Genomic DNA, 15,643 nt, shown 5'->3' on the forward strand with positions numbered 1-15,643 from the left:
GCCATTTAGAAACCAAGCGCTCTCTATCTTAGCGAGCGGGTGTGGGCCGCCGACGCGGCACGGAGGAGTTCGATATGACAGCGGGGACCCGCAGGGCGATCACGCAGGCCGCCCTGGCCGTTGCGGCGGGCGTGGTGGTGGCCGCCTGCCCCATGGTGGCGAATACCGCCGCCGCCCAGGAGGTTCCGGTGCAACCGGCACTCCCCTTCCCGGTGCCGCCCGCCCCGCCGTATCTGGATACGGCCTTCTACCAACCGGATCCGGCCCGCGTCGCCGCGGCCGCACCCGGCGAGATCCTGGCGGCGCGGCAGGTGAATCTGGCCAACCTCTGGCTGATTCCCTTGAATGTGAACGCCTGGCAGCTGTCGTATCGCAGTACCAACACCCGCGGCGAGGCGATCGCGTCGGTGGCGACGGTCATCGTGCCGCATCGCGCGGCCCCGACCGGGCAGCGCGGTCTGGTCTCCTTCCAGATGGCCGAGGATTCGCTGTCGATCAACTGCGCGCCGTCCTACGCCCTGCAGATGGGCACCCTGCCGAATCCGCTGAACCCGGTCATCCCCGCGGAATTCATCGAAGCGCAGGCCATGCTGCAGCTCGGCCACGCCGTGGTCATCCCCGATCACCAGGGCCCGAACGCCGCCTATGCCACCGGCCCGCTGGGCGGCCGCATCACCCTCGACGGCATCCGCGCCGCGCAGAACTTCGCACCCGCCGCGCTGCCGGGCGCCGATACCCGGGTCACGCTGTGGGGCTACTCCGGCGGCGCGATCCCGACCGGGCACGCCGCCGAACTCCAGCCGACCTACGCCCCGGAGATCAACCTCGTCGGCACGGCCGTGGGCGGGCTCATGGCCGATCTGCGCATGGCGCTGGACTACAACAACAGCACCTCCAGCTTCGCGGGCGCGGTGCTGGGCGGGCTGTTCGGTGTGGCCCGCGAGTACCCGGAGCTGAACCAGTTCATCGACCGGTACATGAACCCGCTCGGCAAGGGCCTGCGGGTGCTCCACGAGAACCAGTGCGTGGCACTGCAATTCGCCGGATTCCCATTCGTCAACCTGAAGGGTCTGTTCGACTACCCGGGCGGCGATCCGATGCTGGCCCCGGAACTGCAGCCCATGCTCGACGAACTGACCATGGGCAAGCGCGGCACGCCCTCCTCGCCGATGTTCATCTACGAGTCGCCGTTCGACGAGGCCATGCCGATCAACGCGGTGAACAATCTGTACGACACGTACTGCTCGGATCCGAGCGCGCGCGTCTTCTACACCCGGGATCTGCTGAGTGAACACGGCATCGCCGCGGTGTCGGGCGCGGGCAGCTCGGTCATGTGGCTCAACGACCGGCTCAACGGCATCCCCGCGCCGGAGGGCTGCCGCAATCGGGATGTGCTCAGCACCATCCTCGACCCGGGTGCGCTGCAGGCCTTCGTGAACGCGATCGGTCTGACACTCGCGTCGGCGCTGGGCATGCCGGTCTGATCTCCGTACGATCGGCGACATGTCAGCAACTCGACGGTGGTGTGCGCTGCTCGCCCTGACGGCCGGTGCGCTGGCCGGTTGCTCGTCCGGCGACGACGAGCCCAAGCAGCCGGCCGAAACTCCGATGGGCAAGGCGTACATCTCCACCGAGGTCACGGGGACGCCGATCCCGGGCGGCGGCCCGCTGACCCTGACCTTCGCCGACGACCGGCTCACCGCGAACGCCGGCTGCAATACCGCCACCGGCCCGGTCACCCTCGACGGCGGTACCCTCACCATCGGCGAGATGGCCACCACCATGATGGGCTGTCCGGGCGAGACCGCGGGCGCGGACGGCTGGGTGGACAGTCTGCTGAAGTCCTCCCCCACCTGGAAACTCGACGGCCCGACGCTGACCCTCACCGGCAATGGCGACGGCATCACCGTCACCCTGCTCGACCGCAAGGTGGCGGCCCCGGACAAGCCGCTGACCGGCACCGCCTGGATCGTCTCGGCGCTGCTCACCAAGGACGCGCATGTGCGCTCGCAGACCCTGGACGAGGTCCGCCCGACGCTCACCATCGCTCCCGACGGCAATGTCTCCGGCAATGCCGGGTGCAACTCCATGATCGGCAAGGCGGAGATCGCGGGCAGCTACGTGACCTTCCAGATCGGCACCACCAAGATGGCCTGCGCCCCCGACGTCATGGAGGTCGAGAGTCAGGTGCTGGCGGTGCTCAACGGAAAGACCATCACCACAATCGATTCCAGTCAGCTCACCATCCGCAACGAGACCACCGGCACCGGCCTGGAGCTGCGTGCGGAATAGCTGTCGAAAGCCTGACGCCAGTCGACGCACCCCGCGCCCCCGCACACTATCGTTGCGGCGCACGACGATTCCAGACCGACCTGATATGAGGATGGGTGTATGGCTGAGATTCTGGTTCAGCGAATCGACAGGGTCGCGGTGGTCACCGTGCACAATCCGGAGCGGCGCAACGCGCTCACCCCGGAATTGTCGGCGGAGCTCGCGACCGCGGTCGGTGAGCTCGAGCGAGATTCCGGCGTCCATGCCCTCGTGGTGACCGGAACACCGCCCGCCTTCTGCGCGGGCGCCGATCTGCGGGCGCTGCAAGAGGTTCGCGAGGACGACCTGCGCGCGATCTACTCGGGTTTTCTGGCGGTGGTCCGCTGCGCGCTGCCGACGGTCGCGGCCGTGGGCGGTGCGGCCGTGGGCGCGGGGTTGAATCTCGCACTGGCCGCGGATGTGCGCATCGCCGGACCGCAGGCGCGCTTCGACGCCCGATTCCTGCGCCTGGGAACGCATCCGGGCGGCGGTATGACGTGGATGCTGCAGCGGGCCGTCGGGGCCCAGCGTGCGGCGGCGATGACGCTGTTCAGTGAGGTACTCGACGCCGATGCCGCGCTCGCGGCGGGGCTGGCGCACCGCGTCGTGCCGGGCGATCACGACGCGCTGATCGAGCAGGCGGTGGGTTTCGCGGCCGGGGCGGACCTCGCGCCGCGGTCGCTGGCCATGACGACCAAGGACACCCTGCGCATCACCGAGCGGCTGGATCAGCATGCCGCCGCGGTGGAGGTGGAGATCGAACGCCAGCTGGCATCCATGGGGACGGCAGAGTTCGCAGAGCGGGTGGCACAGGCGCGGCAGCGCTGACATCCGGTCGCGCGAGCGCCGAAATTCGTTGTCGCCGGGGGTGTTCGGGCCGGTAGCGTGCGGCGGCATGAACGAGCAGTTGCTGAATGTGGTGGATGTGGAGGCCACCTGCTGGGAGAAGGCCGCACCGCCCGGAATGCCCAGCGAGATCATCGAGATCGGGCTGTGCGTGCTGAACACCCGCACGCTGGAGCGGGTGGAGAAGCACAGCATCCTGGTGCGGCCCGACCGCTCCACGGTCAGTGAATTCTGCACCCGGCTGACCACTCTCACCGCCGGGCAGGTGGCGACCGGGATCTCCTTCGCGGAGGCGTGCGCCCTGCTGCGCACCGAGTTCCACGCTGATTCGCGACCGTGGGCGAGCTGGGGCGATTACGACCGCAAACAGTTCGAACGGCAGTGCGCGGCGACCGGGGTGCGGTATCCGTTCGGTTCCCGGCACACCAATGCCAAGGTCGCGTTCTCGAACGCGCGCGGCACCCATCGCAGATTCGGCATGGCGGGGGCCCTGGCGATGACAGGATTGCCGTTGGAGGGCACCCATCATCGTGGCGGCGACGACGCCTGGAACATCGCGGCGCTCGTGGCCGACATGATGAAGCGGAGTGCCTGGCCAGGCGACTAGCCGAGAGATGTGAAGTTGCGCCGGAGACGGCGCGCCCACCTCTACTCTGATAGCCCGGCGTACGCGACATATGGGACATATGGGAGGACGTCATCAACGACCGGGAAGCCGAGCTCGACCAGTGGTTTCGCGCGGAGGTGGCCGCGACGACACCCGGGGCCGCACGCGCACAACACGAACCACTCACCCCCGGCCACCCACTGACCGGCGCCCAGTGCCTGGACCTCTTCGACGCCCAGGCCATCGCCCGCCACCTGGACTTCGCCGCCCGCCGCCTCGGCCGGGAGGGGCACGGCTACTACAGCATCGGCTCCTCCGGTCATGAGGGCAATGCGGCCGTGGCGGGCGCGCTGCGCGTGAACGATCCCGCGCTGCTGCACTACCGCTCCGCCGGATTCTTCGTCCAGCGAGCCCGCCGGGTGCCCGGACTGGATCCGATCCGGGACGTACTGCTCGGCGTGGTCGCGGCGGCGGCCGATCCCATCTCCGGCGGCCGGCACAAGGTGTTCGGAAGTAAAGCGGCGCATGTGATTCCGCAGACGTCCACCATCGCCTCACATCTGCCCCGGGCGGTCGGGCTGGCCTTCGCCCTCGAGCGCGCCGCCCAGCTGGGCGTGCCGTGCGAGTGGCCCGCCGACGCGGTGGTGGTGTGCAGTTTCGGGGACGCCTCGGCCAATCATTCGACGGCGGCGGGGGCGATCAACACCGCCGTGCACACCACCCACCTGGGTGTGCCCATGCCGGTGCTGTTCGTCTGCGAGGACAACGGTCTCGGGATCAGCGTGCCCACCCCGCGCACCTGGATCGAGCACGCCTACGGTTCCCGACCCAGCCTGCGCTACTTCGACGCCGACGGCGCGGATCTGCTCGAGGCGTACTCCGCCGCCGAGCAGGCGGCGGAATGGGTTCGGGCACAACGCAAACCGGCATTCCTGCGGCTGCGAACGGTGCGACTGCTCGGGCATGCGGGCTCCGATGTGGAGTCCGCGTACCGCCGCCCCGCCGAGATCGCCGCCGATCTGCGCCGCGATCCGGTCAGCCGCACCGCGCGACTGCTCATCTCCTCGGGTATCGCGACACCCGGCGAACTCCTGCGCCGCTACGACGATCTGGGCGCACGGGTCACCGCGACCGCCGAATCCGTCAGGGACGAAGCGAAATTGACGTCCGCGCCCGCCGTCATGCGGTCACTGGCGGCCAACCGGCCCACCGTGGTGCGCACCGATGCCCTGCGCACCACCGACCGCGCGGGGACCACTCCCCCGGCGCTGACGGCCGAAGACGGTGAGCGAATGACGTTGGCGCAGGCCGTGAATCGCACGCTGGCACAGCTGCTCACCCGCGATCCGGATGTGCTGGTCTTCGGTGAGGACGTGGGACGCAAGGGCGGCGTGTACGGCGTCACCAAGGGGCTGCAGCAGAGCTTCGGGGTGCGCCGGGTCTTCGACACGCTGCTGGACGAGCAGAGTGTCCTGGGTACCGCACTCGGTGCGGCGCTGGCCGGTTTCGTCCCGATTCCGGAGATCCAGTACCTGGCCTATGTGCACAATGCCGAGGATCAGCTCCGCGGCGAAGCGTCCACGCTGTCGTTCTTCTCCGATGCCCAGTACCGCAATCCCCTGGTCGTGCGGATCGCGGGGCTGGCCTATCAGAAGGGGTTCGGCGGGCATTTCCACAACGACAATTCCATTGCGGCGCTGCGGGATATCCCCGGCGTGGTGATCGCCGTGCCCGCGCGGGCCGATGACGCGGCCGCGCTGCTGCGCACCTGTGTCTCGGCCGCGCGCATGGACGGCCGGGTGTGCGTCTTTCTGGAGCCCATCGCGCTGTATCACACCCGGGATCTGCACCGCCCCGGCGACGGCGGCTGGCTCGCCCCGATTTCCGATGTGCGCCATGCGGATATCGGCCGCGCGCGGGTGCACGGCACGGGCACGCATCTCACCATCGTGAGCTTCGCCAACGGCGTGCCGATGAGTCTGCGGGTGGCCAGGAGGCTCGCCGCGCGCGGCGTGCATGCGCGGGTGCTCGACCTGCGCTGGCTGTCGCCGCTGCCGGTGGAGGATCTGCTCGACAACGCCCGCGCCACCGGGCGGGTGCTCATCGCCGACGAGACGCGGCGCAGCGGCGGGGTGTCCGAGGCGGTGTGCGCGGCGCTGCTGGATGCCGGGTTCGAGGGCCGCATCGCTCGCGTGACCAGCGAGGACAGTTTCGTTCCGCTGGGTCCGGCCGCGGCGACCGTGCTGCTGGACGAGGACCGCATCGAGGCGGCGGCCGGAAAATTGCTTGCGGCGCCCTGAGGAATCGAAAACCATTGATATGGAGCAGGAATGGGCGCGGTGAGGGGCCTCACCCATTCCTGCTCGTCATCGACGCCGGTCCGGTCGGCGTCCTCGTGCCGATGAGGGGGCGGCACAAGCTATCTACGTATTACGTACGTAGATAGTATTACCGGATGGGCGCGCTCCCGCGCAAGCCCGAATCAACCACGCAGCGCCAGAGCGGTTTTCGAATCGGTGCGCACGGCGAGATCCGCGGGCGTTCCCTCGAAGAGGATGTGGCCGCCGTGGCGGCCCGGCCCCGGGCCGAGATCGATCACCCAGTCCGCACGCCGGATGACATCGACATTGTGCTCGATGACCACCACCGTATTGCCGGTCTCGACCAGCGTGCCGAGCACCTCGAGCAGGGTGTCGATATCGGAGAGGTGCAGTCCCGTGGTGGGCTCGTCGAGAATGTAGAGCGTATGCCCGCCGTGCCCGGCCAGTTCCCGGGCGATGCGCAGACGCTGACATTCACCGCCCGACAGCGTGCTCAGCGGCTGCCCGAGGCGCAGATAACCCAGCCCGACCTCCGCGACGTGACGCAGCGGGCGGGTCACACCCGGAATCCGAAGTCGCTGGGCGGCTTCGTCGATGGTGAGGTCGTCGATGTCGGCGATGGACAGACCGCCGACCGTGTAGCCCAGCACCTCCGGGGTGAACCGACGGCCGCCACAGGTCTCGCACAGCACCTCCTGGCCGTCCATGAACGCGAGATCGGTGTACACGGCGCCGATCCCCTTGCACGTGGGGCAGGCCCCCGCCGAGTTGGCGCTGAAAAGCGCTGGGCTGACGCCGTTCTCGGCGGCGAAGAGCTTGCGCACGGCGGTCGCGATACCGGTGTAGGTGATCGGGGTGGAGCGGCGATTGGCCGCGACGGGCCGCTGGTCGACGATGGTGGCCGGATGCTGGTCGGCCAGTTCGGCGACCAGGCTGGATTTACCCGCGCCCGCGACACCGGTGAGCACGGTCAGCACACCGGCCGGGATATCGACGCCGACACCGTCGAGGTTGTTGCGGGAGGCGTTCTCGATCCGCAGCTTTCCGGTGGCCCGCCGGGGAGTATGCGAGCGCCGACGGCGGCGCAGGGCATGCCCGGTCGGGGTGTCGGCCTTGCGCAGCTCGGCGAAGCCACCCTGGAACACCACCCGGCCACCGGATGCGCCCGCACCCGGGCCGATTTCGACGATCTCGTCGGCGATGCACAGGACATCGGGGTCGTGTTCGACGACCAGCACCGTATTCCCCTTGTCCCGCAGGCGTTTCAGCAGGGCGGTCATGGATCGCACATCATGGGGGTGCAGGCCCACGGTCGGTTCGTCGAATACGTACAGCATCTCGGTCAGGCTGCTGCCCAGATGCCGGATCGTCTTGATGCGCTGGGATTCTCCGCCCGACACGGTGGTGGTCGGACGCGCCAGCGACAGATAACCGAGCCCGATGTCGGTGAGGGCGGTGAGCCGCTCCCGCAATGCGGCCACCACCGGCGCGACCTTCGGTTCCCGCACGCCCGCAACGAGTTCGACGAGATCCTCGATCTCCATCCGGCTCATCTCGACGATCGTGCGGCCCAGTACGCGAGCCGTGCGCGCCTGCTCCTTCAATCGTTCCCCGCCGCAGTCCGGGCAGGTCTGCGCATGCGTGAACCGCTGCAGCACCTCCTGTTTGCGTTCGGAGGGGTTGTCGGAGGTGAGCAGGTAGATACGTTCGAACCGCTGCACCACACCCTGGTAGTCCCTGGGCAGCTTGCGACCCAGCCGCGCGGCGGCCTCGCCGCCGTACAGCAGGGCGTCCCGCTGCGCGGGCGTCCACTCGCGCAGTGGCGTCTGCGCGTCGAAGGCGCCGATATCGGCGTACTGCCGATACCAGTACTGGCCGTTTCCGAAGCCGGGCAACAGGATCGCGCCCTGCTCCAGCGACTTGTCCAGGTCCAGGAAGGTATTCACGTCGGTGGTCACCCGCTCCCCCAGACCCGAGCAGGTCTGGCACATTCCGGCCGGGTCGTTGAACGAGAAGTGGTTGGACTCACCGACATACGGTTCCGAGACGCGGGAGAAGAGCAGCCGCAGATAGCTGTAGGTGTCGGTGATGGTGCCGACCGTGGAGCGGGCATTGCCGCCGAGGCGTTTCTGATCGATCACCACGACCGGGGACAGGCCGTCGATGGCGTCCACCTCCGGGCGGCTCCAGCGCGGCAGCCGGTTGCGCACGAACGGCGGGTAGGTCTCGTTCACCTGGTAGCCCGCCTCGGCGGCGATGGTGTCGAACACGAGTGAGGATTTGCCCGAACCCGATACCCCGGCGAACACCACCAGGCTGTTGCGCGGTACGTCGATATCGATTCCGCGCAGATTGTTGGTGCGGGCCGCGCGGATCGTGATCGCACGCTGCCGGTGTCCGTTCGCGGGAGGTGCGGTGGTCGTCTCGCGGGCTGTTGTCTTCTCCCGGGCTGTGGTCATATCTCGACGGTAGGTACAGATGCGGCCGGATCCTGACCGCGATTCGGGCCATCATGGATGGCATGCCCGATGTGACGCGCCGGATGCTCTTACTGCTCACGCAATTGCAGACCGGCCGCCGCTTCACCGGTCAGGAGCTGGCGGGGCGGCTCGCCGTCAGCCCCCGCACACTGCGCCGGGATGTGGAGCGGCTGCGCGACTACGGCTACCCGGTGAGCACACAGCCCGGGCCGAGCGGGTTCTATCAGCTGGCGGCCGGGCGCACGCTGCCGCCGCTGGTACTCGACGACGACGAAGCCATCGCGACGCTGGTCGGACTGGCCCTGCTCGGGTCGACCTCGTCGCCGGACCCCGACGAGCGGGCCGGAATCGGTGCGGCCGCCGCACGCGCCTTCGGCAAGATCGATCAGTTCCTGCCGAAACGCCTGCGGCCCAGGGCAACCGCGCTGCGGGCGACGGTGGAGGCCGCGCCGCAGACGGCCCCGGCCGTCGACCCCGAGGCGCTGACCACGCTGGGGCTGGCGGCCTCCCGGCACGAGCTGGTCACCTTCGATTACACCGGTCGCGGGGGTCGTGATTCGCATCGCCGGGTCGAGCCGTATCGGCAGGTTCACCTGCACCTGCGGTGGTATCTGCTGGCCTGGGACACCGAGCGCGCGGACTGGCGCACCTTCCGGCTCGACCGGGTCCGCGACCTCACCACGACCGCGGTTCCGTTCACCCCGCGTCCGCTGCCCGCGCGATCGGCCGCCGACTACCTGCGGGCGGGCATCACAGCGGGCCGGTATCGCGCGGTGGTGACGGTCGCCGCCCCCGCCTCCGAGGTCGCCGACCGGCTGAAGTTCCAGGACTGCGATATCGAATCGCTCGGCCCCGCACGATGCCGGGTGACCGTCTGGGTGGATTCGTTCGAATGGCTGGTGCTCACCCTCGCCTTCCTCGATGTCGACTTCGTCATCGACGAGCCCGCCCAGTTCCGGGCGCGCAGCCGCGAACTCGCGCAGCGGCTGCGTGCCGCCGGTAGCGCGCGGCTAATCTCGCGCTCAGGTTCCGCCCCTACACTCGAGCCCGACCAACGGGAGGAACACTGATGCGACCGCACGCACCAGCGGTTTTCATGCGGGACGGCGACGGGCGAGAATTGCACGCGGCACGATTCGCACCGGGGCGGGTGGTGCGGTGAGCGTCGCGGTCTGTCTGCTGCTGTACGGGTTCGCGGTCGCGGTGCTGGCGCCCCGCATGCTGGTGCGCATCGGATATCAGGGGGCGGCTCCGCGATTGGCGCTGGTCAGCTGGATGACCGCGATCGCCTCGACGGTGGCGGGCTGGCTCGTCGCGGTGGTGCTGCTGCTGGTCGACCTGATCACCCATCGCTGGTCCGACACTCCGCAGCGGTTCCTGGACACCTGCGTCACCCATTTCCACGATGCCGCCGTCGGCCGCTACGGCGCACCGGCGCAGATCGGCCTGCTGCTGCTGTCCGGTCTCACCACCGCCGCGGCGGTCGTGCTGATCACCCGGATCGGCAGCTCCCTGCTGCAGGCCCGCCGCACCACCTTCGAGCACGCGCGCATGGCCCGCCTCGCGGGCCGCCACCATCGCGGACTCGACGCGGTGGTCCTGGACGTCGATGAACCGGCCGCGTATTGCGTTGCGGGCAAACCGGATACGGTCGTGGTGAGCCGCAGCGTCCTGGACGCGCTGGACGAGCGGCATCTCGCGGCGGTGCTCGCGCACGAGCGCGCCCACCTGTCCGGCCGCCACCACCTCATCCTCGCGGTGACCCGCGCCCTGGCCACCGCCCTTCCCCGCGTCACCCTCTTCACCCTCGGCGCACGCGAAGTGGCCCTCCTGCTCGAAATGGTCGCCGACGACTCCGCCGCCCGAATTCACGGCCGCGACACCGTCGTCGCGGCCCTGCTTGCCCTCGGCGGCATCACCACCGACCCCACCACCGGCCCGGTCGGCACCCTCGGCGCGGCCCAGGTCGGTCTGACCGCCCGCATCGAACGCCTGACCGCACCCGCCACCACCGCGGCCCGCACCCGCGTCCAAGCCGCCCTCGCCGCGGCGGCCACCCTGGTCCCCCTGTCCTCGGTGGCCGCCGCGGCGGCGGGAATCGCCCTGTGCGCTTCTGTTTCCGCGTGAGGACGTAGCGACCGTCCGCTGCGGCCGAAGCCGGTCAGCGCGAGCGGATTCCGTGCTCGCGCCGATCGTGGTCGCGCGCGGGCGCACAGGACACGGGCAGGCGGTCGGTCACGAGGTCTCCCGGATCCGGCGGCGGGACAACAGGAATGCGATCGGTATCGGCGTCGCGCGGCTCGGACGGGGTGGTCGGCCGGTCGCCGGTGTCCACACGGGACAGGGCCACGGCGGCGGCCACGCCGATCAGCACGAGGCCCAGCCACACCAGCCAATCCAGATTCACGGCATGGGCCGCACCCAGGACCGCGCCGGTAGCCAGGTTGCCGGCGAGGATGCCGATTCCGACCACCGTGTTGTAGAAACCGTAGTGGGTGGCGACGAGACGGTTGCCCGACAGGGCCACGACGGTATCCATTTCGAAGGGGAACACCGCTGCCGTGCCCACCGCCAGCAGCCCGGCCGCGAGCAGCAGTGCGCCGACCGCCGCACCCGATCCGAACAGTGCGGGCGTGGGAATCAGCGCGATCGGCAGGAAGGACGCCGCGAGCACCGCCATACCCACCACGAGGCTGCGGCCGGTGCCCCAACGCGCCCGGAACCAGCGGGTGATGCGGAGCTGACCGAGTACCGCGACCACGCCCGACACCACGAAGATCGCCGAGGTGACCGTGCGGGAGTGTTCGCCCGCAACGTATTCCGCCTGCAGGGGCAGCGCGAGGTAGACCTGGAAGGACAGGACGTAGGAGCCGATCATGGCGACCGCGAACGCCACGAAGCGCCGATTGGTGACGATGGTGCGCCAATCCTCGAGTACCGAGGCGGGTTCCGCGCGTTCGGCCGCACGGCGGGTGGGCAGGGCGAACAGCTGGGCGATGGTGAGCACGGCGAAGACCACCGCCGCCGCGCCCGCGGTGACGCGGAAGTCCAAGGCCATCAGGGCGAGTCCGACGAGCGGGCCGGCGAGGATTCCGGCCTGATAGAAGATGTTGAAGACCGCGAAGGCCTCCACGCGGCGTTCACCCGCCTCGGCGGCGAGGTAGGCGCGAACCGCGGGATTGAACAGGGCTCCGGCGAATCCCGTTGCGGCCGAGGCGATCAGCAGGCCGGGCAGCGACGATGCGAAGACCAGCAGTGCGAAACCGCCGGTGCGCAAAAGACATCCGGCGACGATGAGGGGTTTGTAGCCGAGCCGGTCGGCGAGGGTGCCGCCCACCAGGAACATGCCCTGCTGGGAGAAGTTGCGCACGCCCAGGACCAGGCCGACCGCCCAGGCGGCCAATCCCAGTGGGCCCGCGAGGTATCCGGCCAGATAGGGCATCAGCATGTAGAAGCCGAGGTTGATGCCGAACTGGTTGATCATGAGCAGTTGGGCGGCGCGGTCGAAGCCGCGGAACTTCGCGAGGACCGTCATGCCGGGTCACCCGCCCTTCCGATGGTGGGGTCCACGACGGTGGCGCAGCGGGTCCAGGTGCGCACCTGGCGCTCCGCCGGGTGGGTGATCGTCTCGGGATCGATGGGCGGCGCGGTGCCGAGCACACCGTGTTCCTCGCAGTAGGAGTCGTTGTAGACGGTATCGAAGTAGCGGTGCGGGCCGTCGGGGAAGACAGCCGCGATGCGGGTGCCGGGTGCGTGCGTGCGCGCGGCCCAGCCCGCCACCAGGGCCACCGCTCCGACGCTCCAGCCGCCGCTGGCGTGATGGGTGGCGGCCAGGGTGCGGCAGGCCCAGACCGCTTCGGCCGGTGCGACCCAGTGGATTTCGGCGAACGCCGGGTAGTCGACATTGCGTGGGTGGATGCTCGAGCCGAGGCCGCGCATGAGGCGTGGCCCGGCGGCCTGCCCGAAGATGGTGGAGGCCACCGTATCCACGCCGATGAGCCGCAGATCCGGATTGACGCGGCGCAGCACGCGGGCCACTCCGGCGGAGTGGCCGCCGGTGCCGACCGCGCACACCAGGATGTCCACGCCGCCGAGCTGATCGACGAGTTCGAGCGCCAGTGATTCGTAGCCATCCACATTGTCGGGATTGGTGTACTGGTCCGGGCACCACGAATCCGGTTCCGCGGCAAGCAGTTCGGCGACGCGATCGCGACGGGCCTGCTGCCAGCCGCCCACCGGATGCGGTTGTGCGACCAGATCGACGCGTGCGCCGTAGGCGGTGAGCATGCGGGCCACGAGGGGCTCTAGTCCGGGATCGGTCACCACCGTCACCGGATGGCGGTAGACCAGCCCGGCCAGGGCCAGACCCAATCCCAGTGTGCCGCTGGTTGATTCGATGATTCTGGCACCGGGTGCGAGGTCACCGCGTTGTTCGGCGCGGCGCACCATGTGCAGGGCGGGCCGGTCCTTCATCCCGCCGGGATTGAATCCCTCGAGTTTGGCCCAGAATCCGCGACCGGCCGGGGCGAGCGGCTCACCGACCCACAGCACCGGTGTATTGCCGACCAGGGCGCGCGGTTCGCGGGCCGCCCCGGGCGCGGCCACCAGCAGTTCTCCGGCGGCGAGGTGGTCCAGCACGAATTTGTCCATGGCAGTTCGCTTTCTGCATCGAAACCACCCACGCGACGGGGTGGTGAGACGTGTGCGGGCAGCGGTCACCGGCCGGCGGGCACAGCACGCCGGCCTGGCGCTGACCGATCAGCGTCGGGCGATACAGAGGCGCGTCAACAGCATTCGGCCGCTGACGACGGAGAGCGGTGGCGGACCGCGGCGCCGGCGTGCCGGTGCGCGCGGTGCGGCGACCAGGAGCAGGACCAGAATCGCCACCAGCAGCATCGGCTGCGGGGGCGGCGGGGTGGTAGCCAGGTGCGGGGTGGCCGAGTGCAGGCGATCGGGCGTATCCGGGGCACAGAACCGCATGCAGTGCTCGTCCGCACCGCCGGTGGAGGTGCCGAGCGCGTCGACGGGCGCGTCCACCAGGACACCGCTCGCATCGACCCACGCGCGCACCGGATTCGGCGCGTGCTCGGAGGCATCGTGCACGCATCCTGCCAGCGGGGCGAGCAGCACCAGAAGCGCGAGCAAGGCAGGCGCCGGACCGACGCGCCACAGCCGCTCCATCAGCTTCACGCCGAATAATCTACTGTCGAACTACGTAGATGTCACGGCCGACAGGCGAGGAAATCAGCGACGGCGTCTCAATCCCGCTTTCCGCGAGTGAATTTGCGCAGCGCCGCGCGCAGGCCCTCGGACTCCTCCGCGCTCATCTGCTCGACGAAATGCGCGAGCACCAGATCCGAGCGGCCTCCGCTGCCCAGTGCCTCGCGCATGAGCCGCGCGCTGTACTCCTCACGGGTCAGGGTGGGCCAGTAGCGGTACGCCTTGCCGACGCGCTCACGCTCGAGCCAGCCCTTGCGGTGCAGATTGTCCATGGTGGACATGACTGTGGTGTAGGCGATCTCGCGTTCACCGGCGAGTTCGTCGTACACCTCGCGGACCGTGGTCTTCTCGTCACGGTCCCAGATTCGCTCGATGACGACCGCTTCGAGGTCGCCGAAGCCACGCGCACCCATGTCGTCTCCCTCAAAACTCACGGACGTCTCATATCGTACGCTCTACGTACGTAGGCAGTAATAGTGCGCCCCTGCGGCCGGGACCGCAACCGGGGCGAACGATCTCGCCACCGGGCCGTACGACCCTACTCCGCGACGCGGTGCCCGGCCTCGCGCAGCACGCCGGACGCCTCCTCCACCCGATGATCGGGCACCAGCACCAGATCCGCGTGATAGGTGGAGGCGACGAAGACCGGGATGGCGGCCTCGGCCAGCGGCCCGACGAGGGCGGCCAGCATGCCGGGCGTGTCCAGGCCGTGCGATCCGTCGCCGTAGAAACCCTTCCACCGCTCGCCGTCACCCCAGGGCGGGGCCTCGCGCACGACGGTGAGCCCTTCGGGCGCGCGCACCAGGGCGACCCACTCGTCGTCCTCCGGGAAGGTGGAATTCGGCAGATGCTCCACCACGAACTGCGAGGGGACGATGCGCACACGCTGACTGCCGGCCATGGCGCAATGCTATTCGCACGGCGGCGATCACCGGACGCGACAGGACCGATACTCGATTTAGTAGATGAGACTAAAATAGGGTGACCGGGAACGCGCCGCGCCGTAGGGTCGCTGAAATGACAAGTAGCGGAAAGACTATCGCCGCGGAGAACGAGCGGATCGCGGATGCGGGCGGCTATACGACACCCGGCGGCGACCACGTCGCCCTCGAGGCGGCGCTGGCCGCCGCGGTGCGCGGGACCGTGTCCTACGCGCCCGGCGACGCGGTGTCGATCGCGCCGACCGGCCCGCTGCGACGCGCGGCCGAGGTGACCGGCGAAGGCAGTATCGCGGCGGCCCGGCGGCTGCACGACGACGGTGGAAAGGCCGTCGCCGTCCTGAATTTCGCGTCCGCGCGCAATCCCGGCGGCGGGTATCTGCGCGGTGCGCGGGCGCAGGAGGAGGATCTGTGCCGCAGCGCGCTGCTCTACCGGTGCCTGCTGCGGGCACCGGATTACTATGCGGCGCACCGGGAGTCGAGCGATCTGCGGTACAGCCACCGGGTGATCTTCTCCCCCGATGTCCCGGTCATCCGGAACGAACGCTACGAGTTGCTCGCCGAGCCGTTCCCGGTGTCGTTCCTGACCTCGCCCGCACCCAATGCCGGACAGCTGGCGCTCCGGTCGAGCGAACCGGTCTCGGTGCGCGAGGTGCTCGCCGAACGCGCCGATCGCGTGCTCGCCATCGCGGCCCGGCACGGCGTGCGCGAGCTGGTGCTGGGCGCGTGGGGCTGCGGCGTGTTCCGCAACGACCCCACGGAGGTGGCCGAGGCGTTCGACCACGCGCTGGCGCATTACGGGGCGGCCTTCGAGCGGGCGGTGTTCGCGGTGTGGGATCGTTCGGCGGTGTCGGCAAACCGGCAGGCATTCGCCGCCCGTTTCCCGGCGACCACCAGGTGAACACCCGGCCACCAGCCGAT

At 69.5% G+C, this 15,643-nt stretch carries 14 protein-coding genes; 8 read left to right on the forward strand and 6 right to left on the reverse strand.

The window, feature by feature from the left end; all coding sequences use genetic code 11:
* Nucleotides 1–74: 74 nt before the first annotated feature.
* The 5 genes from JK358_RS19425 to JK358_RS19445 all read left to right on the forward strand — a co-directional run bounded on the left by JK358_RS19425 (nt 75) and on the right by JK358_RS19445 (nt 6,063).
* The gene (locus JK358_RS19425; protein ID WP_201949151.1) at nt 75–1,484 is read left to right on the forward strand and encodes a lipase family protein; all 1,410 of its coding nucleotides are present in this window, start codon (nt 75–77) and stop codon (nt 1,482–1,484) included.
* A 19-nt stretch (nt 1,485–1,503) separates the two neighbouring features.
* Entirely contained in the window at nt 1,504–2,292 is a 789-nt protein-coding gene (locus JK358_RS19430; RefSeq protein WP_201949152.1) for an META domain-containing protein, read from the forward strand.
* Nucleotides 2,293–2,391: 99 nt separating this feature from the next.
* The gene (locus JK358_RS19435; protein ID WP_201949153.1) at nt 2,392–3,138 is read left to right on the forward strand and encodes an enoyl-CoA hydratase; all 747 of its coding nucleotides are present in this window, start codon (nt 2,392–2,394) and stop codon (nt 3,136–3,138) included.
* A 67-nt stretch (nt 3,139–3,205) separates the two neighbouring features.
* On the forward strand, nt 3,206–3,763 hold the full coding sequence (locus JK358_RS19440) for a 3'-5' exonuclease (protein WP_201949154.1): 558 nt from the start codon (nt 3,206–3,208) through the stop codon (nt 3,761–3,763).
* Nucleotides 3,764–3,900: 137 nt separating this feature from the next.
* Nucleotides 3,901–6,063 (forward strand): thiamine pyrophosphate-dependent enzyme, encoded by a 2,163-nt coding sequence (locus tag JK358_RS19445; protein WP_201949155.1) that lies wholly within the window; start codon nt 3,901–3,903, stop codon nt 6,061–6,063.
* Nucleotides 6,064–6,245: 182 nt separating this feature from the next.
* Here the strand turns inward: JK358_RS19445 and JK358_RS19450 are convergent, their stop codons facing one another.
* Entirely contained in the window at nt 6,246–8,543 is a 2,298-nt protein-coding gene (locus JK358_RS19450) for an ATP-binding cassette domain-containing protein (protein WP_201949156.1), read from the reverse strand.
* A 62-nt stretch (nt 8,544–8,605) separates the two neighbouring features.
* On the opposite strand from JK358_RS19450, the gene JK358_RS19455 reads away from it, so the two are divergent.
* Both JK358_RS19455 and JK358_RS40375 read left to right on the forward strand, forming a co-directional pair.
* Nucleotides 8,606–9,634 carry a helix-turn-helix transcriptional regulator gene (locus tag JK358_RS19455; protein ID WP_232851544.1) on the forward strand — a complete coding sequence of 343 codons (1,029 nt, stop codon included), beginning with the start codon at nt 8,606–8,608 and terminating at the stop codon, nt 9,632–9,634.
* An 88-nt stretch (nt 9,635–9,722) separates the two neighbouring features.
* On the forward strand, nt 9,723–10,691 hold the full coding sequence (locus JK358_RS40375) for a M56 family metallopeptidase (RefSeq protein WP_201949157.1): 969 nt from the start codon (nt 9,723–9,725) through the stop codon (nt 10,689–10,691).
* 34 nt (nt 10,692–10,725) lie between these two features.
* Here JK358_RS40375 and JK358_RS19465 read toward each other — a convergent pair whose 3' ends face one another.
* The 5 genes from JK358_RS19465 to JK358_RS19485 form a co-directional block, all read right to left on the reverse strand.
* Nucleotides 10,726–12,099 (reverse strand): MFS transporter, encoded by a 1,374-nt coding sequence (locus JK358_RS19465; protein WP_201949158.1) that lies wholly within the window; start codon nt 12,097–12,099, stop codon nt 10,726–10,728.
* Nucleotides 12,096–13,214 (reverse strand): PLP-dependent cysteine synthase family protein, encoded by a 1,119-nt coding sequence (locus JK358_RS19470; protein WP_201949159.1) that lies wholly within the window; start codon nt 13,212–13,214, stop codon nt 12,096–12,098. The genes JK358_RS19465 and JK358_RS19470 overlap by 4 nt, the downstream gene beginning before the upstream one ends.
* A gap of 108 nt (nt 13,215–13,322) precedes the next feature.
* Complete coding sequence (gene lpqS, locus JK358_RS19475) at nt 13,323–13,745, reverse strand: putative copper homeostasis (lipo)protein LpqS (RefSeq protein ID WP_504739720.1); 423 nt, start codon at nt 13,743–13,745, stop codon at nt 13,323–13,325.
* A gap of 77 nt (nt 13,746–13,822) precedes the next feature.
* A complete protein-coding gene (locus tag JK358_RS19480) occupies nt 13,823–14,197 on the reverse strand; it encodes a BlaI/MecI/CopY family transcriptional regulator (RefSeq protein WP_201949401.1) in 375 nt (124 codons plus the stop codon).
* A 125-nt stretch (nt 14,198–14,322) separates the two neighbouring features.
* Nucleotides 14,323–14,685 (reverse strand): ACT domain-containing protein, encoded by a 363-nt coding sequence (locus JK358_RS19485; protein ID WP_201949161.1) that lies wholly within the window; start codon nt 14,683–14,685, stop codon nt 14,323–14,325.
* A 116-nt stretch (nt 14,686–14,801) separates the two neighbouring features.
* On the opposite strand from JK358_RS19485, the gene JK358_RS19490 reads away from it, so the two are divergent.
* Nucleotides 14,802–15,623: a TIGR02452 family protein gene (locus tag JK358_RS19490; protein WP_232851545.1), complete on the forward strand. Its 822-nt coding sequence runs from the start codon at nt 14,802–14,804 to the stop codon at nt 15,621–15,623.
* Nucleotides 15,624–15,643: the final 20 nt, after the last annotated feature.

Origin of the sequence: Nocardia acididurans, assembly GCF_016741815.1 — a bacterium.
Taxonomy (GTDB): Bacteria; Actinomycetota; Actinomycetes; order Mycobacteriales; family Mycobacteriaceae; genus Nocardia; species Nocardia acididurans.

Bases quoted from the DNA above. Each gene is read 5' to 3' on its own strand.
- JK358_RS19425 (WP_201949151.1), top strand. From the start codon at position 75: ATGACAGCGGGGACCCGCAGGGCGATCACGCAGGCCGCCCTGGCCGTT.
- JK358_RS19430 (WP_201949152.1), top strand. From the start codon at position 1,504: ATGTCAGCAACTCGACGGTGGTGTGCGCTGCTCGCCCTGACGGCCGGT.
- JK358_RS19435 (WP_201949153.1), top strand. From the start codon at position 2,392: ATGGCTGAGATTCTGGTTCAGCGAATCGACAGGGTCGCGGTGGTCACC.
- JK358_RS19440 (WP_201949154.1), top strand. From the start codon at position 3,206: ATGAACGAGCAGTTGCTGAATGTGGTGGATGTGGAGGCCACCTGCTGG.
- JK358_RS19450 (WP_201949156.1), bottom strand. From the start codon at position 8,543: ATGACCACAGCCCGGGAGAAGACAACAGCCCGCGAGACGACCACCGCA.
- JK358_RS19455 (WP_232851544.1), top strand. From the start codon at position 8,606: ATGCCCGATGTGACGCGCCGGATGCTCTTACTGCTCACGCAATTGCAG.
- JK358_RS19465 (WP_201949158.1), bottom strand. From the start codon at position 12,099: ATGACGGTCCTCGCGAAGTTCCGCGGCTTCGACCGCGCCGCCCAACTG.
- JK358_RS19470 (WP_201949159.1), bottom strand. From the start codon at position 13,214: ATGGACAAATTCGTGCTGGACCACCTCGCCGCCGGAGAACTGCTGGTG.
- lpqS (WP_504739720.1), bottom strand. From the start codon at position 13,745: ATGGAGCGGCTGTGGCGCGTCGGTCCGGCGCCTGCCTTGCTCGCGCTT.
- JK358_RS19480 (WP_201949401.1), bottom strand. From the start codon at position 14,197: ATGGGTGCGCGTGGCTTCGGCGACCTCGAAGCGGTCGTCATCGAGCGA.
- JK358_RS19485 (WP_201949161.1), bottom strand. From the start codon at position 14,685: ATGGCCGGCAGTCAGCGTGTGCGCATCGTCCCCTCGCAGTTCGTGGTG.
- JK358_RS19490 (WP_232851545.1), top strand. From the start codon at position 14,802: ATGACAAGTAGCGGAAAGACTATCGCCGCGGAGAACGAGCGGATCGCG.